This window comes from Bradyrhizobium sp. (genome assembly GCF_028868675.1).
In the GTDB taxonomy this organism is placed as follows: domain Bacteria; phylum Pseudomonadota; class Alphaproteobacteria; order Rhizobiales; family Xanthobacteraceae; genus Bradyrhizobium.
Window position 1 is genome coordinate 15,979 of record NZ_JAGWUA010000020.1, and the last position, 24,189, is coordinate 40,167.

The following is a 24,189-nucleotide window of genomic DNA, read 5'->3' on the forward strand; positions in this document are numbered from 1 at the left end:
CTGCCGTTTGCTCAACAGCCCCGCCCTGGCGCCTGCGGATCAGCCGCCGGCCAGCGCGTCCCTGCTCGCTGCCGGCAGCGTGAAGCGGAACGTGGTGCCGCCGCCCGCGTGCGGCCGGGCCTCGATCTGCCCGCCATGGGCCTCGACGATGGTGCGCGAGATCGACAGGCCGACCCCCATGCCGTTCGCTTTCGTGGTCGCGAAGGGCTGGAACAGCCGCTGGGCGATGTCCTCGGAAATGCCGGCGCCGGTGTCGTCGACCTCCACGGCGATCATGCCGTCGTCCAGATGCGCGCCGATGCGCAGCTCGCGCCGCTCGGAATCTTCCATGGCCTCGATCGCGTTGCGGATCAGGTTGACCAGCACCTGCTGCACCTGGACCTTGTCCGCCACGACGAGATCGACCTGCGGATCGAAATCGAAGGAGACGCGGACGCCTTTCTCCGCCGCGCCGACGAGTGCCAGCGCGGCTGCCTCCTGCACGAGCCTGGCCAGGCTCTCGATGCGCCGCTCGCTTTCGCCCCGGCTGACGAAGTCGCGCATGCGGCGGATGATCTGGCCGGCGCGCAGCGCCTGCTCGGAGGCGCTGTCGAGCGCCTTGCGGACCGTCCCGAGGCGTTCCTCGCCGGCAAGCAGGCGGCGGCAGCCGTTCAGATAGTTGGTGACCGCCGACAGCGGCTGATTGATCTCGTGCGCGATCGCCGAGGCCATCTCGCCCATTGCCGTCAGCCGGGAGACGTGGACGAGTTCCGACTGCAGCGCCTGCAGGCGCGCTTCGGTTTCCTGCCGCTCGGTGAGGTCGCGGACGAAGCCGGTGAAGAAGCGCTGACGGCCGAGCCAGACCTCGCCGACCGCGAGTTCGATCGGGAAGGTCGAGCCGTCCTTGCGCCGGGCGGCGACCATGCGGTTGCCGCCGATGATGCGGCGTTCCCCGGTTTCGATATAGCGCCTGATGTAGCTGTCGTGCTCCTCCCGGTAGGGTGAGGGCATCAGGAATGCGACGTTCCGGCCGATCGCCTCGGCCGCGGTGTAGCCGAACATGCGCTCGGCGGCGGCCGAGAATGACTGGATCAGGCCGCGGTCGCTGATGACGATGGTGGCTTCGGGAACGGTGTCGATGATCGATTGCAGATGGGCCTCGCGCGTCGCCGCGCGCTCTCGCGCCCGCCGCAGCCGTTCCCCGATCCAGGTCGCGCCGAGGCCGATCAGGGCGAACACCGCGCCGTTGAGGATCTCGGGCCATCCGACCGCGCCGGAATGCGCGACCAAGGCGTAGACCAGCGGCATGGAGACGATGGTGGCGAGAATGCCGGGGCCGAAGCCGCCGATGCCGGCGGCGAGCAGCAGTGCCGGCAGGAAGAACAGGTAGGGCGCCTGGTCGCCCAGGAACGGCACCATCACCAGCCGGAGGACGAACGCGGCGATCACCGCCGCGATGGCGATGCCGTAGCGCGCGATGGCCGTCCCGCCCGGCCACGCCGTCAACGATCGGGCGCCCGCTGCTGTGCCGTTCGATTGCATCGATCCCCCTGCTCAAGCGGACCGTCGCGATCGCGGGCGCCTGGCTGCCTCTGTCTGGGCCTGAGCAGGAACTTTTACAGGATGCGCCGCCGAGGCCTTCTTGAGCCAGATCAAAAACGAGCGATGGTTGCAGCGCAAAAAGCGCGGCCGGCGCTCAGAAGATGTGCAGCGCCGCGTATTGCAGCAGCATGATGGTCTTGGCGTCGACGATGCGGCCGTCCGCGATCATCGCGAGCGCGTCGTCGATTCCGAGTTCCAGCACCTCGATCTCCTCGCCCTCATGGGCGAGGCCGCCGCCGGCGGAGACGCGCATCTCCGGCTCGTATTCGGCGACGAAGAAATGCAGCTTCTCCGTCACCGCGCCGGGGCTCATGAAGGCCTCGAACACCTTGTGGACGTCGCGCAGGCGGTAGCCGGTCTCCTCCTCGGCTTCAGTGCGGATGCGGTCCTCCGGCGAGGCATTGTCGAGCATGCCGGCGGCGGCCTCGATCAGGAGGTCGTCATAGCCGTTGACGAAAGCGGGGTAGCGGAACTGCCTGACCAGCACGACCGTGCGGCGGCTGCGGTTGCAGGGCAATAGCGCCGCGCCGTTGCCGCGGTCGTAGGTCTCGCGGACCTGCGTCTGCCACTCGCCATCGTCGCGGCGCCAGTCGAAGGTCGTGACCTTCAGGATGTACTTGCTGTCGGAGAGCAGGCGGAAGTTCTTGACGCGGATGCGATCGGAAACGGACATGGCTTTTGGACCCCATAACAAAATATCGAGGATCAACCCCATGCACAGCGGCCGATGGCGGCCGGCGTGCCCTGAAAATCACTTGACACGTCGGGCAAATCACCTCGGGGCCGCGGCTTCCCGCATTCCGCTGCGCTCCATGCGGGCTACGACGCATCCTCACGGCGTCGGCTCGCGGCCGTCGAGCCACTTTGCGAACATCACCGAAGTCGACTCGGCAAAGCCGAGCGAGGTGTAGAAGGCGCCGGCGGCCGCGTTCTCGCGGCGGACCAGGAGCTGCAGCTTCAGGATCCCCGCTTGGCGCAGCCAGTCTTCCGCAGCAGCCATGATGAGCCGGCCGAGGCCGCGCCCGCGGCGCTCGGGATCGACGGCGACGTAGTAGACCCAGCCGCGATGGCCGTCATGGCCGACCATGGCGGTGGCGACGATCGCGCCGCCCTCGCGGCCGACCAGCACGGTGGAATTGTCGCGGCGGCGGGCGAGCGCGACGTCGGCCTGCGGATCGTTCCATGGCCGGGTCAGGCCGCAGCGTTGCCACAGCGCCACCACGGCCTCGATATCGGCATCCGCGATCGCGGCGATCGCGAGCGGGGCAGGCGAGGGCGGCGCGTTCACAGCACCTTCCCGGGATTCATGATGCCCTGCGGATCGAGCATCGCCTTGACCGAGCGCATCAGCGCGATCGCGACCTTGTCCTTGACGTCGGGCAGTTCGTCGCGCTTGAGCACGCCGATGCCGTGCTCGGCGGAGATCGAGCCGCCCATCCTGAGCACGATCGCGAACACCACGGCGTTGACGTCGTGCCAGCGCGCCATGAAGTCCGCGGTGTCGCCGCCGACCGGCTGGCTGACGTTGTAGTGGATGTTGCCGTCGCCGAGATGGCCGAACGGCACCGGTCGCGCGCCCGGGATCAGCTTCACCACGGCGGCGTCGGCTTCCGCGATGAATGCGGGCACGGCGGCGACGGGAACGGAGATATCGTGCTTGATCGAGCCGCCCTCCGGCTTCTGCGCCGCCGACATCTCGTCGCGTAATTTCCAGAAGCCGGCCCGCTGGGTGAGGTTTGCGGCGATCACGGCGTCGTCGATGATCTCCTCGTCCATGGCGCGGGCCAGGATCGCCTCCAGCGTCGCGCGCGCGTCGTCGCGCGGCGAGGACAGCTCCATCAGCACGTACCAGGGATGCTTGGCGTCGAGGGGATCGCGCACGTCGATACCGTGGCGGATCGAGAAGTCGACCGCCATCTCCGCGAGCAGCTCAAAACTCGTCAGCGCATTCGATGCCTCGCTCTGCGCGATGGTCAGGAGCCTCAAGGCCGCCGCCGGCGACTTCAGCCCGACGAACGCCGTTTCGACCGCGCGCGGTTTCGGAAATAGTTTCAGCGTCGCCGCGGTGATGATGCCGAGCGTGCCCTCGGCGCCGATGAAGAGGTTGCGCAAATCGTAGCCGGTGTTGTCCTTCTTCAGCTTCGACAGCACGTTGAGCACGCGCCCGTCGGCCAGCACGACCTCGAGCCCGAGCGCCATCTCGCGCGCGACGCCATAGGCGAGCGCTGCCGTGCCGCCGGCATTGGTCGAGAGATTGCCGCCGATGGTGCAGCTTCCCTCCGCGCCCAGCGACAGCGGGAACAGGCGATCGACCTCGGACGCCCTCTGCTGCGCGACCTGCAGCACCACGCCGGCCTCGCAGGTCATGGTGTTCGAGTCGGTGTCGATCTCGCGGATTCGGTCCATGCGCCGGAGCGACACCACTACCTCGCCATTGTGCGGCGTCTGCCCGCCGACGAGGCCGGTGTTGCCGCCCTGCGGCACCAGCGCGATCTTGTGCTCGCTCGCGAGCCTGCAGATCGCGGCGACCTCCGCGGTCGAGCCCGGGCGCAGCACCAGCGGCGAGCGGCCGTGGAACAGGTTACGCTCCTCGGTGACGTAGGGCTCGATGTCGGCCGGGTCGGTCACGGCGTACTTTGTGCCGACGATGGCGCGAAACCTTTCGATCAGCTCGGGCGCGAGCGGAGGGGGGGCGGGCCTGGTGATGTTCATGTCCTGTCGTCTTTCGTCTCTTGTTCTCAGCGCGCCACCGCTGCCCGGCGCAGCCGGTCGTTGATGGCTTCGCCGAGCCCGTCCTCGGGGACCGCCATCACGGCGATGCCGCGCGGGGCTTTCGCGTCGAGCGCCCGAAGATAGCCGAACAGGTTTGTGGCGGCTTCATCGACGTCGCCGGCCGGCGACAGGTTCATGACGGCCGCGGCGCGCTCGATGCCGGGCAGCGTCGCAGAGCCGAAAGCGAGCAGCGCTTCGCCCGGCGCCACCTCGCGCGCATCGAGCCGCACGGCCGCGCGCGGCGCGTAGTGCGAGGCGAGCATGCCCGGCGCCAGCGGCTGGGAGCTCGCGCTCTCGACGTCCGCCGGCGGCCGCGTGAGCGGCTCGCCGAGCACCGCTTCGATCCGCTCGCGCGGCAGGCCGCCGGGCCTGAGCAGCATCGGCGTATCGAAGAGCCCTATGATGGTGGACTCCACGCCGACCGCGACCGGGCCGCCGTCGACGATCAGGTCGATCCGCCCCGCAAGGTCGCCCTCGACATGGGCGGCCTCGGTCGGCGAGACGTGGCCGGAGACGTTGGCGGAGGGCGCCACCACCGCCCCGCCGAAGGCGCGCAGGATCGCCTGCGCGACCGGGTGGGCGGGGATGCGGATCGCGACGGTGTCGAGGCCTGCGGTGGCGAGATCTGCGACCGGGCAGGCGTGCGCCTTCGGCAGCACCAACGTCAGCGGCCCCGGCCAGAAGGCCTGCGCGAGCTTCGTCGCGCGCGCATCGAACCGGCCGATCCGCCGGGCGCTCGCGGGGTCGGCGACATGGGCAATCAGCGGATTGAAGGCCGGCCGGCCCTTGGCCTGGTAGAGGCGGGCAATCGCCGCCGCGTTGGCGGCGTCCGCTCCGAGCCCGTAGACCGTCTCGGTCGGGAACGCGACCAGCCCGCCTTCGGCCAGCGTCCGCGCGGCGGTCTCGGAGGCGGCCTCGCCGGCCGAAAGAACTCGCGTGGTCAGGCTCGTCTTCACCAGGACTAAATTCCTCAAATCGGCTGCTTGCGGTGCGCCGCACCCGACGCTATAAGCCGCCTTCTTGTCGGAGTGTGGCTCAGCCCGGTAGAGCACTGCGTTCGGGACGCAGGGGTCGCAGGTTCGAATCCTGCCACTCCGACCATTCTTTCGAAAAAATCGGTTTTGCAGAGGCCTGCGGGAGGACCCGCGGCGCCTGCGGGCTCTATTTGCACATATTCCCGAGGCCGGTCCACGGCGGATTTCGGACCGGCATACCGGCTTGTTCGGGCGACATGGCTCGATCGCATCCCGCGGCTTCGCAACCCGCCTCTGCGGGCCTAGTCATCGCACGTCGCGTCTGTCCATCACCGGCATGGAGCAGTTTGGCCACCTCCTTGTCAGACCAACCAAGAACCTCACCGGCAGTCTTGCGCAGTTTCCTTAATTCTGCATTCGCTTCTCCATGACCCACCTCTGGCTCCGGTGCGGCCTCGTCGCTCCGGGGGGCGCTCAATGTTTGTCGTTCAGGGAGATGGCATGCAACAGCGGCAGCAGCGCAGGCAGATCGTCGCTGACGGTCTGCCAAACGATGTCGTGGTCGATATCAAAATAGGCGTGCACCAGCCGGTTGCGCATGAAGATGATGTCTGGCCAGGGGATCGACGGCAGGGCCGACCGCGTCTCGGCGGAAAGCCGGGAGGCTGCCTCGCCGATGATCTGGACGGCCTGAACGAGAGCGAAGCGCAGTTGATCGTCGGTATCGACATCGGCGCGGTTGCGGCCAGCGGCGAACCGCAGGGCCGTTTCCGCAGCTTCGATCATATGCCGAATGCGGGTGGCATCGTCAGGCCGCATATTGCACTTCGGCGCTCCGCACCACGTCGTCGCGGAAATATCGGCTGAGGTCGTTGGCTGTGCGCAAATCAACCTTGCGGCCGTCCAACAATGCCGAAAGCTCCCGCGCGATCCCGCCGAGCCGGATCAACCCGGGCGTCGCGCCAGGTTCGAACTCGACCAACAGGTCTATGTCGCTGTCGGGGCGATTGGTGCCCTTGAGTGTCGATCCAAATAATGCCAGTCGCCGGATACGATGACGCTGACACACGGCTTTGAGAGCTTCGTTGTCGAGAAAGATAGGCATGGCAAACGTTCTCGGCGGGAGGCGGATCATTGTTGCATTCAGCTTGGCCGCATGTGCAAGCCAAGGGATTTAAATATACCACAGACTTCGGCCGGTCTCGCCCGGCGAGGGCAGGGAAACGCTGACCACCGAAAAAACGCCGCGGAATAAACGGCGATAATGGTGGTCAATCGCGAGCCAACTTCATTCGCGTCCTACGTACGTTCGGGACGCCGGTCCAAGGCAGATTTCGGACCGGCATGCCGGCCTGTTCGGGCGGCATGGCTCGATCGCATCCCGTGGGCTCGCGACCGGCCGGCCGCATCGATCGGGGCATCTCTACAGCTTGTAAGGCATCTTGATCCGGTGGTTTCGACGAAGTCCGACGGCACGCTCCGCGACGTGTTGGTTGACAGCGACGACATCGAAGCCGCTGAGGATGGCCGAGGCCAACGCGCCTCTCTGCCTACATCCGTCCCAGCAACTCGCCGGCGATGATCATCTTGCGCACCTCCGTGGTGCCGGCGCCGATCTCCAGGAGCTTGATCGAGCGGTAGAGCCGGTTCATCTCGGATTCCCAGATGTAGCCGGAACCGCCGAACACCTGCAGCGCCCGGTCGAGCACGTCGTGGCACGCATTGGCCGCGTACATCACGGAGGCGGCCGTCAGCATGTGAATGCTGCCGCGCCCGCCGCCGCCGATCTCCAGAGGCGAGGCCGCGGCCAGCGTGCGATAGGTGAGCGCGCGCATCGATTCCACCGCGACGTACATCTCCGCGATCAGCGACTGCACCATCTGGAACGAGCCGATCGGCTTGCCGAACTGCTTGCGCGTCCTCGCATAGTCGATCGCGATCTCGAGCGCTCGCTCGGCGATGCCGAGCGAGACCGGAGCCACCACCGCACGCTCGAGATCGAGGCCGCTCATCACGACCGCAACGCCCTTGTTCTCCTCGCCGACGAGGTTTTCGCGAGGCACGCGGCATTCCTCGAACAGCAGTTCGGCCGTCGGGCTGCCGCGAAAACCCATCTTGGTGAGCTTCTGGGCGACCTTGAAACCCGGAAAGTCCTTCTCGACGATGAAGGCGGAGATGCCGTGGGGGCCCTTCTCGCGATCGGTCTTGGCATAGACCAGCAGGACGTCGGCGACCGGACCGTTGGTGATGTAGATCTTGGTGCCGTTCAGGACATAGTGGTCGCCGTCGCGGCGCGCGGTCGTGCGCATCGATCCCAGCGCGTCGGAGCCGGCGCCGGGCTCGGTCAGGCCGAGAGCGCCGGTCTTCCGTCCCGAGCAGAGCCCCGGCAGGTATTTGCGCCGCTGCGCCTCGCTGCCGTTGCGATAGATGTTGTTGGCGCACAGGTTGTCGTGCGCGACGTAGCTCAGTGCCAGCGCGTGGTTCCACCGCGAGAAGGCTTGCGTCACGAGGCCGGCGGAGACAAGGTCCAACCCGGCTCCGCCATATTGCTCCGGGATCGTGGTGCCGAAATAGCCGGCATCGCCGATCTTCGGGAAGGCATCTTCCGGCCACCATTCATCCCGGTCCATGCGCTCCGAGTAGCCGTGAAGCTCCTTGCGGGCGAACCGGTCGGCCTGATCCAGGATGGCCTGTTGCTCCTCCGTGAGATCGAACTGGGCTCCGGCGGCATTTGCGAGGGCGCTTGCGGTCATGACGTCTCCTGCATGGCGTGCTCCGGCTGGACGACGGCGACCACGATATTGCGATCGACGGTATCGCCGGGTGCGACGTGGACGACCGCGACGACGCCATCCACCTTGCTCGCGATCCGCAGCTCCATCTTCATAGATTCCATGACGACAGCGGCATCGCCAGCCTTGACATGGTCGCCCGGCGCCACATTGACCTTCAGCACGATCCCGGTCATCGGTGCGCGGAGCTCGCCGCTGACCTCGGAACTCGCGCTGATGTAATTGAGATAGGGGATCGCCGTCATCACCCGAGCGCGATGAGGCCCCTGCACGAAGATGACGTCGTTCTTCTGCGAGATGCGCACCGTTTCGCGCCGCGCGTCGACGCCTGCGACGAACGCGTCGTCGGAGATCGCCGTGAGCTTCACGGCGATCCTTGCGTCGTTCACGCCGATCAGCATCGAGCCGTCCGGCTTCAAGGGGGCAAACCGGATCTCCGCCTTGGTTCCCGCGGCTTCGAGATGCAGGATCGGGATCGGGGACATTCCGTCATCCTCGGCCCCCATGTGCCAACCGGTCATCCCGGCGGAGAGCCATGGGTTGTCGGGCGAGGACTGGCGCTGGCCCATCATCCAGAAATACGCTCCCAGCGCGAGCGCCTGCACGTCGACGCGGTCGGTGCGCTCCACCAGCGTGTCGATCCGTTCATCGATGAGGCGTGTATGGAATGTGGCCTGTCGTGTCGCGGGCAGGGCGATCAGGCGTCCGAGGAATTCCCGATTGGTCGTGACGCCGAAGATCGAGGTTCGATCGAGCGCGCTGCGCAGCCGGTCGAGCGCCTCGTCGCGGCTCTCGGCGCAGGCGATCAGCTTGGCAAGCATCGAATCGTAGTAGGGCGTGACGATCGAGCCGCTTTCGATTCCCGTTTCGACGCGGACGTCGCCGGACGGAAAGCTGACATGGGCGAGCTCGCCGGTGCAGGGCATGAACCCGTCGCCCGGATCCTCGGCGCAGATGCGCGCCTCAACCGCATGACCGCGGCAGGCAATGTCGTCCTGCGCAAAGGGCAGGCCTTCGCCGGCGGCGATGCGCAGCATGGTCTCCACGATGTCGATGCCGGTGACCATCTCGGTCACGGGATGCTCGACCTGAAGCCGGGGATTGACCTCCAGGAAATAGTAGTCGGCGCCGCTGACGATGAATTCGACCGTGCCGACGCCTCGGTAGTCGAGACGGCGGCCGAGCCGCACGGCATCCCCGAGCATGCGCTCGCGGAGGGCGGACGGCAGGTTGGCCGCCGGAGCTTCCTCGATCAGCTTCTGGTGCCGGCGCTGCAGCGAACACTCGCGTTCGAAAAAATGGACGACATTGCCTTTGCCGTCGCCGGCGATCTGCACCTCGATGTGCCGGCCTTGCTGGATCAGCTTCTCGACGATCAGGCCGGCGTCGCCGAAGGCGTTGCCGGCCTCGCGCATCGCGGATTCGATTTCGTCGTGCAGCCGCTCGACCGACGAGATCGCCCGCATGCCCTTGCCGCCGCCGCCCGCCGCCGCTTTCAGCATGACGGGCAGTCCGATTCTGCGGACGGCCTGTTCGATGTCCGACGGATCCTTGCTCGGCGCGTCGCTCCCAGGCACGGTGGGAACATCGGCGGCGACGGCCTCGCGCTTGGCGGAGGCCTTGTCGCCGAGACGCTCGATCGTCTCCGGGGCGGGACCGACGAACACGAGGCCGGCCGCCTCGACCGCGCGGGCGAATGCCGCATTTTCGGCCAGGAAACCGAAGCCCGGATGAATGGCTTCGGCGTTGACGGCCCTGGCCGCGGCGATCACCGCGTCGATACGCAGATAGCTCTGCGCGGCCGCCGGGCCCCCGATCTCGATGGATTCGCCGATGGTCCTGACATGCAGGGCGTCGGCATCCGCGCTGGAATGGACGCCCGCCACCGCGATGCCGAGGCGGCGGCAGGTGCGCGCGATCCGGCATGCGATCTCGCCGCGGTTGGCGATCAGTATTTTCCTGAACACGGGCCCGACCTCCGCCTCTACATCCGCAACACGCCGAAATCGGTGCGCTGCTGCGGCATCCGGCCCGCGAGATCGAGCAGCAGCGCCATCACGCCGCGGGTCTCGAGCGGATCGATCACCATGTCGCACCAGGTGTTGCGGGCGAAATTGTAGGCGTTGGCGAAATCCTCGAATTCGCGCCGCGTCGGCGCCATGTAGGCCTCGCGCTCGCCGTCGGCCCAACTCGTCCCTTCCCGCTTGTGGACCTCGTCCCTGACCATGGCGAGCGTGGTCGCGGCCTGCTCGGGGCCCATGATGGCGGAACGGGCATTGGGCCACATCATCATCGCATTCGGCTTGAACGCGCGGCCGCACATCGCCAGGTAGCCGGCGCCGTAGGCGTTGCCGATGATCAGCGTGTATTTCGGCACGTTGGCGCTGGCCATCGCCGTGATCATCTTGGCGCCGTCCTTGGTGATGCCGCCTTCCTCGGCCTCGCGCCCGACCATGAAGCCGGTGACGTCGGCCATGAACAGCAGCGGAATGTTGCGCTTGCAGCAGAGGTCGATGAAGTGCGTGGCCTTGAGCGCGCTTTCGGAGAACAGCACGCCGTTGTTGCAGAGGATGCCGATCTCGAAGCCCATGATCCGGGCGAAGCCGGTGAGCAGGGTGTCGCCATAGAGCGGCTTGAACTCGTGGAATTCGCTGCCGTCGACCAGCCGCGCGACGACGTCGCGGTTGTTGGTGGGCACGCGCGGGTCGGCGCTGATCAGGCCGTAGATTTCATTTGCGTCGAACAAGGGCTCGCGGATCGGTGCAACCGTCCAGCCTTGTCGGGGAATCTCGCCGAGATTGGCGACGATCTCACGGGTGATGGCGATGGCATGGGCGTCGTTCTCGGCGAGATGATCGGTCACGCCGCTGACTCGGCTGTGCATCTCGCCGCCACCGAGCGCCTCGATGCCGACCTCCTCGCGCGTCGCCGCGTAGACGAGTTGCGGGCCGCCGAGGAACATCGCGCCCTGGTTTCGGATGATCACGGTCTCGTCGCACAGCGCCGGAATGTAGGCGCCCCCGGCGGTGGACGGACCGTGCACGATGGCGATCTGCGGGATGCCTTCGCTCGACATCCTGATCTGGTTGTAGAAGATCGAGCCGAACTGTCCCTCGTCGGGGAAGATGGCGGGCTGGTCGGGCAGGTTCGCGCCACCCGACTGCACCATGGTCACGCAGGGCAAGCGGTGCTGCCAGGCGAAGCGCTGGGCGCGGACGTGCTTCCTGCAGGTGATGCCGTAATAGGTGCCGCCCTTCACGGTCGGTTCGTTGGCGATGATCATGCAGGGACGGCCCGAGATCATGCCGACGCCGGTGACGATGCTGCCGCCGGGCGGCACGCCGTCATGGAGCCCTTCGCCGGCGAGCTGGCAGAATTCCAGGAACGGCGATCCGGGATCGGTCAGGGCCGCGATCCGCTCCCGCGGCAGCAGCTGGCCGCGTTCCTTGTGGAGCCTGCGCGCCCGTTCCGGTCCGCCCGTCGCGGCGGCGGCGCGGCGGCGCCGGAGGTCGGTGATGCGCTCGGTGTAGGCCGCACGATTGCCCTCGTATTCCGGGCCCGACGTCACGGCTTCCGATGTCATCACGGCCATTGCGATCGATCCTGTAAAATCTAACAAATGTTAGAATCTGCGGCACGGCTTGGCAAGCGCGGCTCGTGTCGGCCTAGACCTTCCTGAACCGCGGCAGGGTGATCTCTTCGGAGACCTCGTCGAAGCTGAGTTCGACGTCCATGTCGAACGTGACATCCGCGGGGTCGCCGCCCGCAAAGGTACTGATCATGCGCGGTCCCTCGGCGAGTTCGACCAGCAGGACCGCGTAGGGCACGTCGGTCTTGAACGCCGGTCCGGGCGCGCGGTGAACGACGCTGAACGAGTGGACCTTGCCGCGGCCGCTCGCCGGCCTGTGCTCGAGCTGTTCGCTGCCGCAGGCGCGGCACATGGCTTGCTGATAGTACTGCACGTGGCCGCAGCGGCCGCAATGCTGGAGCAGGAGGCGGCCGTCCTTCAGGCCGCGCCAGAACGCGGTCGTATCGGCGTCGGGGGCAGGCAGCGGCTTGCGGCTGGCGTCCTCGGGCGACATCACAGCGCCTCCCGCGTGCCGAGGATGGTGGTGGCGTTGGTCGCAAATCCCGCGCCGAGACTGTGGACCAGCCCGAGATGGGCGTCCGCGACCTGGCGGTCGCGGCATTGCCCGCGCAGCTGCGCGATCACCTCGTGGAAATGGAACAGCGATCCCGGCATGCCCGGATGCGCGAAGGACAGGAGCCCGCCATGGGTGTTGGCGGGGATGCACCCGCCATAGGTCATCTGGCCGTCGGCGACGAACGGCCCGCCTTCGCCCTTTTTGCAGAAGCCGAGATCCTCCAGCATCATGATCACGGTCCCGGTGAAACAGTCGTAGATGCCGGCGACATCCATGTCGGCCGGGCCGTAGCCGGCCATGGCATAGGCGTTCCGGGCGGAGTCGACCGCGCCGGTCGTGGTGAGCGAGGGCATCAGGAAGATGTGCTCGTGAGTGTAGCACTCCCCGCAGCCGAGGATGTAGACGGGCTTTTCGACGCCGAGCGCCCTGGCGTGTTCGGCCGAGGTCAAGACGAAGGCGGCGCCGCCGTCCGAGATCAGCGAGCAATCGAGCTTGTGGTAGGGCGTGGTGACCATCGCCGAGTTCAGGACGTCGGCGACGGCGATCGGCGATGTCTGTTGCGCGCCCGGCGTGCGCGAGGCATGACGCCTGTGGACCACGGCGACTTCGGCCAGCTGTTCCGGTGTCGTGCCGAATTCCTTCATATGCCGGTGCGCGGTCATGGCGAAGGTGTTGGCGACGGGAATGCCAAAGGGCATCTCGTATTGCTGATCGCGGCTTTCGGTCAACGAGCGCAGCGCGAGGTCAGGCGTCAGTCCGGTGAGGAGGCTGTCGGCCGCGACCAGCAGCACCGTCCTGGCCAGCCCGCCATGGATCGCGGCGGCGCCGATGCTGAACATGGTCGCGGCGGTCGCGCCCGAGACCTGCAAGGTATTGGAGAAGGTCGGGCGGATGCCGGCATATTCGCTGAAGGCGACGCTGAAGCGGTGAAAGGGCGAGGCGAAGGCGTGGCTGGAGAGGACGCCGTCGACTTCGCTTCGATCGAGGCCGGCGTCCGCAAGCGCGTTCCGTGTCGCCTCGGCAGCGAGCGAGAGCGGGCTGCGGCCGGGCACCTTGCCCACCGCCGACATGCCGATGCCGATGACGGCGACCTGTCCCCGAAGGCTCGTCTCGCTCATGCCTTCAGCCTGCGTTCGAGCTCGTGGCGCTGGACCTTGCCGCTGGTCGAGCGCGGAAACTCCGCAAAGGAGATGAAGCGGATTTCGCGCGGACGCTTGTAGCCGGCGAGTTCGCGGCGGCAGAGCTCGGCGAGCTCCGCCTCGGTCGGCGCGCCGTCATCGCGGCACGCGACGAAGGCGACCGGCACCTCTCCCCATCTGGAATCGGACGCGCGCACGACCGCGACTTCCGTGACGCGCTGGTCGCTCAAGAGCACGCGCTCGATCTCGGCGGGGTAGATGTTCTCGCCGCCGGACTTGATCATGTACTTGGCGCGGTCGACGAAATCGAGCGTACCGTCCTCGTTGCGCCGGAATACGTCGCCCATGTGGAACCAGCCGCCGCGGAAGTCGCGCGCGTTGGTCTCGTCGGCCTGCCAGTAGCCGGAGAACAGCGTCGGGCCGCGGATCGCGAGTTCGCCGGGCTCGCCCGGCGCCACCTCGTTGTCGTCGGCGTCCACCAGCTTCACCTCGCAGAACGCGTTCTGCCGCTTGGACAGCCGCGTCGGGACTTCGCCGGGCGCGATCAGGGCGCGCGTCGCCGGGGGCAGGCCGGTCTCGGTCGATCCGAAGCTGTTGAGATAGGGCGCTTGCAGAAGCTCGGTCACCGCGGCGATGGCGTGCGGCGGTACGAGGTCCGCCATGGCTCCGCAGACGCGTACGCCTTTCGGCGCCGCGCGCTGCGCCTTCAACCCGTCGACGAAGGCTTCGACCATGCCCGGGATCAGGACCAGCCAGCCGATCCGGCGCCGCGACACCGCGGCCAGCAGCGGCTCGAGCTGGAAGCCGTCCACCACGACGACCGTTCCGCCGCGCAGCAGCGTCGCGATGGCGTGATCGGTCGAGGCCATGTGGAAGAGCGGCGCCCATGCGACGAAACCTTCGTGCGGCGTAATCCCGAGCTCGGAGGTGAAGACCAGCGCGCGCATCACCATCGCGCGGTGGGAGATCACGGCACCTTTCGGCAGCCCGGTCGTGCCGCTCGTGTAGAGGATGACGAGGCCGTCTTCCGGTTGCGCCGATGGCGGCGGCGTGCGGCCGTCCTGCCGCGCGAGCTCGGCTTCGTAGTCCGGACCGATCTGCAGAACCGGGGTGGATTTGACGGACGAGGGAAGACCCGGGACGAGGTCGGCCTCGACGATCAACAGCTTCGGCGAGACCAGCTCGATGCAATAGGCGAGCTCGCGGCCGGACAGGCGCCAGTTGAGGCAGGCGGTGATGATCCCGAGATTGGCCGCCGCGAGCTCGACCTCGAGATATTCCGGGCGGTTCCTGGAGAGCAGGCCGATGCGGTCGCCCCGCCGCAGCCCGCGCGCGGCGAGCGCTCCGGTCAGGCGCGCGACGCGATCGCGCAGTTCGCCATAGGTGATGGCCCGCTCGCGATGTTCGATCGCGATCTCGCGGGCATGAAGCTCGGCGCTGGCGTCGAACAGCGCGCCCACCGTTCCGAGACCGCATGCAGCGCCAATCTGGTCGTCGAACCCGGATCCCATCGGCATTTCCCTAGACGTCGTCTTGTGACAATCTCGTTCCGGACACGACGCTTGCACCGGCCGTTCGCAAAATCTAACCTCTGTTAGAAAGAATTGGTAGCGCCGCGACGGCGCCAGCAACGGGAACATCCAGATGTCCGGTCGATATGCCGCCTACACCCGACTGAAGCTCGATTATCCCGCCGAGCGGATATTGCGCATCACCTTCGATCGTCCCGAGACCTATAATTCCGTCGATGCCGAGACGCACACCCAGCTGACCCACATCTGGCGCGATATCGACGGCGACCCCGATATCAACGCCGTGATCGTCACGGGCGCCGGAAAGGCGTTCTCCGCTGGCGGCGATTTCGAGCTGATCAAGGGTCTGCTCGACAACCCGGCCGCGCGGATGGCGACGTGGAAGGAGGCGAAGGACCTCGTCTACAACGTCATCAACTGCAACAAGCCGATCATCTCGGCCATCAACGGCGTCGCGGTCGGCGCCGGTCTCGTCGTCGGCATCCTCGCCGACGTCTCGATCTGCGGGAAGTCCGCGCGAATCGTCGACGGGCACACCCGCCTCGGCGTGGCGGCCGGCGACGTCGCCTGCATCATCTGGCCGCTGCTCTGCGGCCTGGCGAAGGCGAAGTACTATCTGCTGACCTGCAAGCCGCTGTCGGGCGAGGAGGCCGAGCGCATCGGCCTGGTCTCGCTCTGCGTGGAGGATGCCGAACTCCAGACGATCGCGCTCGAAACCGCGCGCGACCTCGCGACCGGCGCGCAGAGCGCGATCCGCTGGACCAAGTATGCGCTGAACAACTGGCTTCGCGTCAACGGACCGCTGTTCGACACGTCGACCGCGCTCGAAATCCTGGGGTTTGCCGGTCACGAGGCGCGTGAAGGCCTGGCCTCGCACCTGGAGAAGCGCAAGCCGTCGTTTCCGCCGGAGTGCCCGATCTAGCCCGCCGGCGACGCCCGCAGCGTGCGGCGGAAATGGTCGATGGCTTCGGGGTTGGCGAGCGCGGAGAGGTCGCCGGGGTCGCGGTCCTCGAACACGGCGCGGAGCACGCGCCGCATGATCTTCATGTTGCGCGTCCTCGGCAGGTCGTCGACCAGCAAGACCCGTTCCGGACGGTAGGATGCCCCCATGCCGTGAACGAGGGCGCGGGCCAGCTCTTCGGCAAGCGCGTCCGGATCATGCGGCTTGTTCATCGGCACGCAGGCGCACACCAGGGCCGATCCTTTCACCGGGTGGGGAATGCTGAACACCGCGGCTTCGGCGACCTTGCCGGTTGCGGTCAAGACGCCCTCCAGCTCCGCCGGGCCGACGCGTTTTCCCGAGATCTTGATGGTGTCGTCGGACCGGCCGAGGATGTAGTAGAGGCCGTCGCGCCCCCGCATCGCGAAATCGCCATGAACCCAGATGCCGGGGATCGTGCTCCAGTAGCTGTCGAGATAGCGCTGGTCGGCCTTCCAGAGGCTCTTGGTGAGGCCAATGGAGGCATGGCGCAGCACGAGCTCGCCGACTTCGCCGTCGGCAACGCGGTTGCCCGAGAGATCGACGACGTCGGCGCCGACCCCGAGCGCGGGCCGCGAGAAGGAGCACGGGTTCATCGGGTGGTTCGGCGTGCCCGTGAAGATGCAGCCGCCGACTTCCGTGCCGCCGGAGATGTTGATGATCGGGATGGTCGATTTGCAGACGTGCTCGAAGAACCATCGCCACGGCGTCTCCGTCCACGCCTCGCCGCCCGAGGCCGTCATCCGCAGGCTCGACAGATCGTAGCTGTCGACCTCGCCGCCATACCGCATCATGCCGCGAACGATGGTCGGCGACACGCCGAGATAGCTGACCTTGTGCTCGGCGATCAGCCGCCAGAAGCGGCCGGTGTCGGGATAGTCGGGCGTGCCCTCCGCGATCAGCAGCCGGCCGCCGGCAAAGCTCGGAATGCAGGCGCACATGGCGCCGACCATCCATCCCATGTCGCTGAAGAAGAAGAACAGGTCCGACGGCTTGAAGTCGCCGCAGATGATCATGTCCCGCGTGACCATGGAGCCGATGAAGCTGATATGCGTCCATACGCAGCCCTTGGGCTCGCCCGTCGTTCCCGAGGTGTAGAGCAGGATGGCCGGATCGTCAGCGTTCATTTCGGCCGTCGGCACGTCGGCGCCGTCGCGGACGATCTCGTGCCACCAGTGGTCGCGGCCCTCGCGCATGGGCGTGTCGATGGCGAGTCCGCCGCGATCGGCCACGACCACGTGCCGGACGCTGGGGGTGCCTTGGAGAGCCTCGTCCAGCACCGATTTCAGGGGAGCCGCAACACCACGGCGCCAGGTGCCGTTCGTCGTGATCACCGCCTTCGCTTCGCCGTGGTTGAGCCGCGACAGGATCGGGCTCGGGCCGAAGCCCGAGAACAGCGGCATCACGATGGCGCCGATCTTCAGAATCGCAAAGAACGCCATGAAGGTTTCGGGCAGGTTGGGCATGTAGATGGCGACGACGTCGCCCTTGCCGATGCCCAGCCGGTGCAGCGCGCCGGCGAGCCGGTCGATGCCGGCGGCGAATTCGCGGTAGCTCAGCTTGCGCCGTTCACGCCTGTCCTCGCCCTCCCAGACCAGAAAGGTCTGGTCCCAGACCGAGGTTCCGCGGTGCTTGTCGATGCAATTGAGAACGATGTTCGTGGTTCCGCCGACGCACCAGCGGGCCCAGGGCTGTCCGCGCGCGAGATCGAGCATCGTCTCGTAGTCGCGGTAGAAGCGGACGCCGCAGAACCTGAACACCTCCCGCATCAGCCACGCCGGATCGGCCTCCGCTCTGGCGGCCAGGACGTCGTAATCGGGCTGTCCCGTGGCACGGAGGAATGCGGTCAGGTTGCTTCGTTCGACGAGTTCTGCGGGAGGCGTCCAGAGATACTCCATCGTGTTTCCTCCTGACGTCGAGCGCCGGTCGCATTCTTGTGTTCGTCGGCCTGCGATGTATTCTAACAGACGTTAGAAACCGAGGAAGCCCTATCGTGTCCGACAACGAGCAGATCCGCTATCTGGCGGAGGATGGCATCGCCACCGTGACCATCGACCGGCCCGAGCGCAAGAATGCGCTCTCGGTCGAGGCGATGAACGGTCTGACGGAGGCGTGGGGCAGGGCGGAGGCCGATCCGTCGGTGCGCGTCGTCATCCTGACGTCGTCGGATTGCGGGGTATTCTGTGCGGGGCTCGATCTGAAGCAGGCGGCGGAGATCAGGGCGCGGGACGGCGTGGACATCCTCACGCGGATGCACGATCCCATGCAGAAGGCCATGCGGAAGATGTCGAAGCCGATCATCGCGGCCATGACGGGATCGCTGATGGCCGGCGGGATGATGCTCGCGATCAAGTGCGACTTGCGGGTCGGTCTGCGCGGCACGCGCGCGGGGATCACCGAGGTGAGGATCGGGCGCGGCAGTCCCTGGGCCGTGCCGCTGCTCTGGATGGTGCCGCAGCCGCTCCTGATGGAGATGGTTCTGACCGGCGAGACCATGCCGATCGAGCAGCTGGCCGGACACGGCTTCGTCAACTACCTCGAGGATACGCCGCAGGCCGTCCGGGAGCGGGCAAGGGCGCTCGCGCAAAGGATCGTGGAAGGCGCGCCATTGTCGATCAAGGCGGCGAGGGCCAGCGTGCTCGCCGCGATGGATCTGGGCTACGCGGAAGGGAGTGTCGAGGCCGAGCGGCTTCATGCCGAGGCCTATGCGAGCCTCGACGCCATCGAAGGACCGAAGGCGTTCGCGGAGAAGCGCAAGCCGGTGTGGCAGGGCAGATAGCGGACGTCAGGGCTTGCGAACGCCTTCGAAGATCAGCATCTCCGTTCGGCGCGCCAGTTCGAGCACGGCGTCCCGGTTCTCGAGCCGGAACCATTCGATGGTCCAGTTGAGCGCTCCCAGCACGAACATGCGCAACGGCACGATCTCGATGTCGGCGCGGATTTCGCCGGCGCGCCGGGCGTTCAGGAACAGCCGGTCCCAATACTCGGCATAGGCACGCCGCAACGGCCGGTGCGGCGTCTTCAAATGCTCGGGCAATTGGCCATAGATGCGGATGTTGGCCGAGGTGAAATCGCTGGTTTCGAGCAGGGCGACGAGATGGGCCTCGATCGCGAGCCCGACCCTGCGCCGGTGCGATACCTTGCCTGCGCGCTCGATCGCGGTCTTCACGGTTTCGAAGACATGACGGAGACCGCGATCCAGCACCTCGTCCAGGATTTCGTCCTTGGAATCGAAATGGTAGTAGATGCTGCCGGCCTTGATCTTCGCTCTGGCGGCGATCTGGCGCAGTGTCGTGGCGGAAAAGCCCTGCCGGCGAAACAATTGCGCGGCCGACTGCAGAATGAGATCCCGCGATCTCTCGGATTTCGGGGTGGCGGCCGCAGCGTGCTTGTCCGGCCTGGGGCTGCCGGCGCGGCCGTTCGATGGGGATTTCGGCCGGCGCTCGGCCGATCGAGTGCGGGGCCGGTCACCGGCACGCCTGGATGACCGTGCTGCAGTCATGTTCGTTCAAATCTCCCCGTGAGACTATTGATGTAACGACATCAACTCGTCAACGATCGCCGTCGCAGCGTCAGGCAGATTTCGCCGAACGCCGCAATGCTTGTTGGGTTCGATTGGCCGCAGCATCGCTGCCGGCGGGGCGGCTTGTCCATGCGGCGGGGCGCGATGCGCCGGCTGACCTCTCCGGCCGATATCGAGTCGCACAGCGCAAGCCCCTGGTGTAAGCTGGCCGGCACTCGAGCCGCCGGCGGAGAGCGGCAGGAGGAGGCCTATGAGGCGCACGGGACCGTTTGCCGTATCGCAGATCCAGCCGTGGTCGTTGCGCGCATTCATGCTCGGCTTCGCCGTCGTGGCGGTGTGCGCGGCCGTTCAGGGCGCCTGCGTCGTTCTTGGCGCCGAACTCTATTTCGCGGCGTTCCTGCCCGGCGTTTTCATCGTCGGCATGCTGGCGGGCATTCCGGCTGCGGCCTTCGCGGGTCTTCTCTCCGTTCCCCTGGTGTGGTGGGCCTTCATGCCGCCGTTCTTCGAGTTCAACGCGCTGACCGCCCCCTACGCGCATGCCATCAACCTGTTCTTTCTGTTCGGCGTGCTGCTGATCGGTCTGGCCGATCTCTGCCGAGAGACCCTGGTGATCACGGGTCGCGGCGGCTCGGCACGCAGGCCCTAGAACGCTGCGCCCTAACCGGGATGAACTCGCGCCGGACTTGCAACCTGCCGCGAGCAACCGTCCGGAAACCATCCTCCGTGTCTTACCGTGCCGCTAACGTTTCGAAAAACGTTCTGCCGCAGGGTCCGGCCGGCAAAGAATTTTTTGGGGAGCTTCTGACATGAATGGGCAGGCCATCCTGGAGAATGTGCGGCGCTACCGCGCGACCGCTTCATTGTACCGGCAGACGGCCGCGTTCCGGCCGTGCCAGAGCTGGTCCTTGCTGGAGCAGGCCCGCGAGTGGGAATTTCGCGCGCTGGCGGAACTCGAGGCCCATTTCGGCCTCAGCGGCGTTCCGGCGTCCGCCTAGCACACCGGCATCATCGAGGGTCTTGTCCGGCGCTTTGGTTGCAAAGGCAGCCTCGTCCCGTTAAACGTCGGCCAGACGTTGCGAGGTAACGGGGAACGATGCCGGGCGGAGCGCTACACGAGGATCTGAGGCGCGAGGACGAGACGTCCGGTCCGAGCGATCGCAAGTTTGGCCTGACGATCGGGGCCGTGCTGGCCGTCATCGCTGCCCTCAAGGCCTTTCATCTCTCTCCCTGGGCCTTGTTCTGGGGCGCTCTCGCCGCGGTGTTCGTCATCCTGGCGCTTGCCCGGCCGGCCTTGTTGTCGCTTCCCAACAGGCTCTGGCTGAAACTGGGCCTGCTGCTTCACCGGCTGGTCAATCCCGTCATCATGGCCATCCTGTTCTATGGCACGATCCTGCCGGTCGGCCTCCTGATGCGTGCGTTCGGAAAGGACCCGCTGCGCCTCAGACTCGAGAAGAATTCGGAAAGCTACTGGCTGCCGCGATCCGACGACCGGCCGCAAACCACGTCAATGCGTCAGCAATTTTGATGGGCCCATGTCCTTTCTCCGCGAATTCATCGCCTTCCTCATGGTGCGCAAGAAATACTGGCTTGTGCCGATCTTCGTCGTCATGCTGCTTCTGGGCGGGCTGCTGGTATTGACCAAAGGGTCCGCCGTCGCTCCGTTCATCTACACGCTGTTCTGATGCCGAGCCGCATTCTGGGGATTTCGGCGTTCTATCACGACAGCGCGGCCGCGCTGGTGATCGACGGCGAGATCGTCGCCGCGGCCCAGGAGGAGCGCTTCACGCGCAAGAAGCATGACGCGGCGTTTCCGCTGCACGCGGTCCGGTATTGCCTCGATGAAGCGGGCATCGCGCCTGAAGACGTCGATCACGTCGTGTTCTACGAAAAGCCCTTCGTCAAGTTCGAGCGGCTGCTCGAGACCTATCTCGCCTTCGCGCCGCAGGGCTATCAATCGTTCCGCCTCGCGGTGCCGCTCTGGCTCAAGGAGAAGCTGTTCCAGAAGCGGCTGTTGCGCGAAAGCCTGGACAAGGTCGATGCCGGCGTGAACTGGGAAGAGAAGCTTCTCTTCACCGATCATCATCAGAGCCACGCCGCGTCGGCCTTCTTTGCCTCGCCCTTCGAGGAAGCCGCAATCCTGACGCTCGACGGCGTCGGCGAATGGACCACGACGTCGTACGGCGTCGGCCGCGGCAACAATCTCGACATTTTGCGCGAGATCCAGTTTCCGCACTCGATCGGATTGCTCTACTCCGCCTTCACCTACTACACCGGCTTCAAGGTGAACTCGGGCGAATACAAGGTGATGGGGCTCGCGCCCTATGGCGAGCCGAAATACGCGGCCGAGATCTTCGACCATCTGGTCGACCTCAAGGACGACGGCTCCTATCGTCTCGATCTGCGGTATTTCAACTACTGCACCGGCCTGACCATGACGACGGAGCGCTTCCACGAGCTGTTCGGCGGGCCGCCGCGCAAGCCCGACGAGCTGCTGGACCAGCGCCACATGGACCTTGCCGCGTCGATCCAGAAGGCGACCGAGGAGATCGTGCTTCGCCTGACCCGCAGCGTGGCGAAGGAATCCGGCTCGCAGAATCTCTGTCTCGCCGGCGGCGTCGCGCTCAATTGCGTCGCCAACGGCAAGATTTTGCGCGACGGCAAATTCAGGAATATCTGGATCCAGCCCGCGGCCGGCGATGCCGGCGGCGCCGTGGGCGCGGCGCTCGCGGCCTATCACCAGTTCGAGGGTGGTCAGCGTCGGGCGTCGGGGCGTGCCGACCGGATGCGCGGATCCTATCTCGGGCCTTCCTACACCCAGGCCGACATCGAACGCCGCCTGAAAGATGCGGGCGGTCGCTTTGCCGTCGTCGGCGACGACGAGCTCATCACCCGCACGGTCGATGCGCTGGCCGGCGAGAAGGCGGTCGGCTGGTTCCAGGGACGCATGGAGTTCGGGCCGCGCTCGCTCGGCGCGCGCTCGATCCTGGGCGATCCGCGGTCGGCGACCATGCAGAAATCGCTCAATCTGCGCGTCAAGTACCGCGAGAGCTTTCGGCCCTTCGCGCCGGCGGTGCTGCGCGAGGACGTCGCCGACTGGTTCGAGTTGGACGGCGACAGCCCCTACATGCTGCTGATCGCCGACGTCATCGAGCGCCGGCGCCGCCAGATGACGGCCGCGGAGAAGCTGCTGTTCGGCATCGACAAGCTGAACGTGCCGCGCTCGGACATTCCGGCCGTGACCCATATCGACTATTCGGCGCGAGTCCAGACGGTGCACCGGGACACCAATCCACGCTTTCACGAGTTGCTCACGGCATTCAAGCATCGCACCGGCTGTCCGGTGCTGGTCAATACCAGCTTCAACGTCCGCGGCGAGCCGATCGTCTGCACGCCCGAAGACGCCTTCCGCTGCTTCATGGGCAGCGAGATCGAGGTTCTCGTCGTCGGCAACTGCATCCTGCGCAAGGAAGACCAGGACCCGTCGCTCAAGCTCGACTACAAGAACGCGTTCGCGCTCGATTAGGGCGCGATGAATTCGGGATGGGCCATCGTCGCGCCTTGGGTATTTGTTCGAGCATGATCTTTTCGGAAGGCCGCTTCGCACTTTCCCGGATCATGCTCCAGCGCGGCGGCGGCCCGGTCCCGGGAAGGTGAAGAGGGCTTCGATGGTAGCTCCGCAGAGAAGTCATCAACTTGCCGCAACGGGGTTCTCCGTCCTCCTCGTGGTCTTGAGCCTGATCGCCGCGGAGCTGTTCGTCAGGTGGCTGGACGGCTATCGCGTGTTCTCCGTCAGGCGGTCGGCGGATCAATCGCAGACGATCATCTCGGCCGACCCGTTCGTGGCCCGTCTGCCGGTGGCCGACGGCATGAACCGCGACTGGTTCAAGCTCTCTCCGCCGCACGTGCCCGACAACGCGCGGGTCCTCCCGAACATGGCGCCGGTCGTCGCGCGCTACAATCCGGCCGGGCTGTCGTCCGAGGTCTGGCACGTGTTCAGCCGCGGCTTCGTCGACCCGCTGTTTTGCGTGCAAGGCGGCCTGAGCACGGTGGGCAGCGTGTTTCTGTTCGATACGCCGGACGGCGGCCGCTATCCGCGATACCGGTTTCCGCTCAATGCCGTCCTGATGACCAGCCTGCATACCAACCAGTTCGGCTGGCGCGGTCCGCCGATCGAACTCGCCAAGCCGCCGAACACGATCAGGCTTGCTTTCGTCGGCGCTTCGACCACCGTGAACAATCACGGGTTTCCCTTCTCGTATCCCGAGCTCACCGTGTTCTGGCTCGAGCAATGGGCGAAAGCGCTCAAGCTCGACGTGAAGTTCGAGGTGATCAACGCCGGGCGGGAAGGCATCATTTCGACGGACATTGCGGCCGTCGTTCGCGACGAGGTGCTGCCGCTGGAACCCGACCTCGTCGTCTACTATGAGGGCTCCAACCAGTTCCGCGCCGGGAGCATCGAGAAGTTCCCGAATGGCGTCGTGCCGGAGTATCGCGACCCCGGGAGAGCCTCCAGGATCAAGCAATATCTCGCCGGCGGCGCCGGCACGGCTGCGTCCTATTCGGCGATCCTCTCACGCATCGTCGATGCGCTCGGCGACGTCGGCGACATCGCCGAGCCGCGAAAGCCCGACTACGAGGTCGTCTGGCCGAAGGACGTGAACGAGTTCGATCCGCCGCTGGATCATCCCGACCTACCGTCCAATCTCACGACGATCCTGCACGACATCGACGACATCCGGACCCACGTCGCGG

At 66.4% G+C, this 24,189-nt stretch carries 23 protein-coding genes and 1 tRNA gene; 9 read left to right on the forward strand and 15 right to left on the reverse strand.

What is annotated here, in order from left to right:
• Positions 1–39: 39 nt before the first annotated feature.
• From KGM94_RS04910 to KGM94_RS04930, 5 genes are all read right to left on the reverse strand, one after another.
• Positions 40–1,485 carry a PAS domain-containing sensor histidine kinase gene (locus KGM94_RS04910; protein WP_300255517.1) on the reverse strand — a complete coding sequence of 482 codons (1,446 nt, stop codon included), beginning with the start codon at positions 1,483–1,485 and terminating at the stop codon, positions 40–42.
• A gap of 190 nt (positions 1,486–1,675) precedes the next feature.
• Entirely contained in the window at positions 1,676–2,254 is a 579-nt protein-coding gene (locus tag KGM94_RS04915; RefSeq protein ID WP_300255519.1) for an NUDIX domain-containing protein, read from the reverse strand.
• Between the two features lie 159 nt (positions 2,255–2,413).
• A complete protein-coding gene (locus KGM94_RS04920) occupies positions 2,414–2,869 on the reverse strand; it encodes a GNAT family acetyltransferase (protein ID WP_300255521.1) in 456 nt (151 codons plus the stop codon).
• On the reverse strand, positions 2,866–4,293 hold the full coding sequence (locus KGM94_RS04925) for an FAD-binding oxidoreductase (RefSeq protein ID WP_300255523.1): 1,428 nt from the start codon (positions 4,291–4,293) through the stop codon (positions 2,866–2,868). Before KGM94_RS04925 ends, KGM94_RS04920 begins: the two co-directional genes overlap by 4 nt.
• Before the next feature lie 26 nt (positions 4,294–4,319).
• Positions 4,320–5,309: an L-threonylcarbamoyladenylate synthase gene (locus KGM94_RS04930; protein ID WP_300255524.1), complete on the reverse strand. Its 990-nt coding sequence runs from the start codon at positions 5,307–5,309 to the stop codon at positions 4,320–4,322.
• Positions 5,310–5,377: 68 nt separating this feature from the next.
• On the opposite strand from KGM94_RS04930, the gene KGM94_RS04935 reads away from it, so the two are divergent.
• A tRNA-Pro gene (locus KGM94_RS04935) sits at positions 5,378–5,454 on the forward strand.
• A gap of 347 nt (positions 5,455–5,801) precedes the next feature.
• Here KGM94_RS04935 and KGM94_RS04940 read toward each other — a convergent pair.
• The 8 genes from KGM94_RS04940 to KGM94_RS04975 all read right to left on the reverse strand — a co-directional run bounded on the left by KGM94_RS04940 (position 5,802) and on the right by KGM94_RS04975 (position 14,914).
• A complete protein-coding gene (locus tag KGM94_RS04940) occupies positions 5,802–6,146 on the reverse strand; it encodes a HepT-like ribonuclease domain-containing protein (protein ID WP_300255525.1) in 345 nt (114 codons plus the stop codon).
• On the reverse strand, positions 6,136–6,432 hold the full coding sequence (locus tag KGM94_RS04945; RefSeq protein ID WP_300255526.1) for a nucleotidyltransferase family protein: 297 nt from the start codon (positions 6,430–6,432) through the stop codon (positions 6,136–6,138). The genes KGM94_RS04940 and KGM94_RS04945 overlap by 11 nt, the downstream gene beginning before the upstream one ends.
• A gap of 445 nt (positions 6,433–6,877) precedes the next feature.
• Positions 6,878–8,080, reverse strand: a complete 1,203-nt coding sequence (locus KGM94_RS04950; RefSeq protein ID WP_300255528.1) for an acyl-CoA dehydrogenase family protein — start codon at positions 8,078–8,080, stop codon at positions 6,878–6,880.
• A complete protein-coding gene (locus KGM94_RS04955; RefSeq protein WP_300255529.1) occupies positions 8,077–10,086 on the reverse strand; it encodes a biotin carboxylase N-terminal domain-containing protein in 2,010 nt (669 codons plus the stop codon). The genes KGM94_RS04950 and KGM94_RS04955 overlap by 4 nt, the downstream gene beginning before the upstream one ends.
• Positions 10,087–10,103: 17 nt before the next feature.
• Positions 10,104–11,711, reverse strand: coding sequence for a carboxyl transferase domain-containing protein (locus tag KGM94_RS04960; protein WP_300255531.1), 1,608 nt, complete (start codon positions 11,709–11,711; stop codon positions 10,104–10,106).
• A gap of 73 nt (positions 11,712–11,784) precedes the next feature.
• Positions 11,785–12,201 carry a Zn-ribbon domain-containing OB-fold protein gene (locus KGM94_RS04965; RefSeq protein WP_300255533.1) on the reverse strand — a complete coding sequence of 139 codons (417 nt, stop codon included), beginning with the start codon at positions 12,199–12,201 and terminating at the stop codon, positions 11,785–11,787.
• The gene (locus KGM94_RS04970) at positions 12,201–13,382 is read right to left on the reverse strand and encodes a thiolase (RefSeq protein ID WP_300255534.1); all 1,182 of its coding nucleotides are present in this window, start codon (positions 13,380–13,382) and stop codon (positions 12,201–12,203) included. The genes KGM94_RS04965 and KGM94_RS04970 overlap by 1 nt, the downstream gene beginning before the upstream one ends.
• Positions 13,379–14,914, reverse strand: coding sequence for an AMP-binding protein (locus KGM94_RS04975; RefSeq protein ID WP_300255536.1), 1,536 nt, complete (start codon positions 14,912–14,914; stop codon positions 13,379–13,381). The genes KGM94_RS04970 and KGM94_RS04975 overlap by 4 nt, the downstream gene beginning before the upstream one ends.
• A gap of 133 nt (positions 14,915–15,047) precedes the next feature.
• On the opposite strand from KGM94_RS04975, the gene KGM94_RS04980 reads away from it, so the two are divergent.
• Positions 15,048–15,857 (forward strand): enoyl-CoA hydratase/isomerase family protein, encoded by an 810-nt coding sequence (locus KGM94_RS04980; RefSeq protein ID WP_300255538.1) that lies wholly within the window; start codon positions 15,048–15,050, stop codon positions 15,855–15,857.
• Here KGM94_RS04980 and KGM94_RS04985 read toward each other — a convergent pair.
• The gene (locus KGM94_RS04985) at positions 15,854–17,812 is read right to left on the reverse strand and encodes an AMP-binding protein (protein WP_300255539.1); all 1,959 of its coding nucleotides are present in this window, start codon (positions 17,810–17,812) and stop codon (positions 15,854–15,856) included. The genes KGM94_RS04980 and KGM94_RS04985 overlap by 4 nt on opposite strands.
• Positions 17,813–17,907: 95 nt before the next feature.
• Here KGM94_RS04985 and KGM94_RS04990 point away from each other — a divergent pair, with 95 nt between their 5' ends.
• On the forward strand, positions 17,908–18,693 hold the full coding sequence (locus KGM94_RS04990) for an enoyl-CoA hydratase/isomerase family protein (RefSeq protein WP_300255540.1): 786 nt from the start codon (positions 17,908–17,910) through the stop codon (positions 18,691–18,693).
• A 6-nt stretch (positions 18,694–18,699) separates the two neighbouring features.
• Here KGM94_RS04990 and KGM94_RS04995 read toward each other — a convergent pair whose 3' ends face one another.
• On the reverse strand, positions 18,700–19,416 hold the full coding sequence (locus tag KGM94_RS04995) for a TetR/AcrR family transcriptional regulator (protein ID WP_300255542.1): 717 nt from the start codon (positions 19,414–19,416) through the stop codon (positions 18,700–18,702).
• Between the two features lie 271 nt (positions 19,417–19,687).
• Between KGM94_RS04995 and KGM94_RS05000 the strand changes: the two genes are divergently transcribed.
• The 6 genes from KGM94_RS05000 to KGM94_RS05025 form a co-directional block, all read left to right on the forward strand.
• Entirely contained in the window at positions 19,688–20,083 is a 396-nt protein-coding gene (locus KGM94_RS05000) for a DUF4118 domain-containing protein (protein WP_300255544.1), read from the forward strand.
• 160 nt (positions 20,084–20,243) lie between these two features.
• Positions 20,244–20,432: a hypothetical protein gene (locus tag KGM94_RS05005; RefSeq protein ID WP_300255546.1), complete on the forward strand. Its 189-nt coding sequence runs from the start codon at positions 20,244–20,246 to the stop codon at positions 20,430–20,432.
• A 98-nt stretch (positions 20,433–20,530) separates the two neighbouring features.
• The gene (locus KGM94_RS05010; protein WP_300255548.1) at positions 20,531–20,962 is read left to right on the forward strand and encodes an SxtJ family membrane protein; all 432 of its coding nucleotides are present in this window, start codon (positions 20,531–20,533) and stop codon (positions 20,960–20,962) included.
• A gap of 7 nt (positions 20,963–20,969) precedes the next feature.
• Positions 20,970–21,119, forward strand: a complete 150-nt coding sequence (locus KGM94_RS05015) for a DUF5989 family protein (protein ID WP_300255550.1) — start codon at positions 20,970–20,972, stop codon at positions 21,117–21,119.
• Positions 21,119–22,960, forward strand: a complete 1,842-nt coding sequence (locus KGM94_RS05020; protein ID WP_300255551.1) for a carbamoyltransferase — start codon at positions 21,119–21,121, stop codon at positions 22,958–22,960. The genes KGM94_RS05015 and KGM94_RS05020 overlap by 1 nt, the downstream gene beginning before the upstream one ends.
• Before the next feature lie 142 nt (positions 22,961–23,102).
• On the forward strand, positions 23,103–24,189 hold a 1,087-nt coding region (locus KGM94_RS05025; protein ID WP_300255552.1), incomplete at its 3' end, for a hypothetical protein.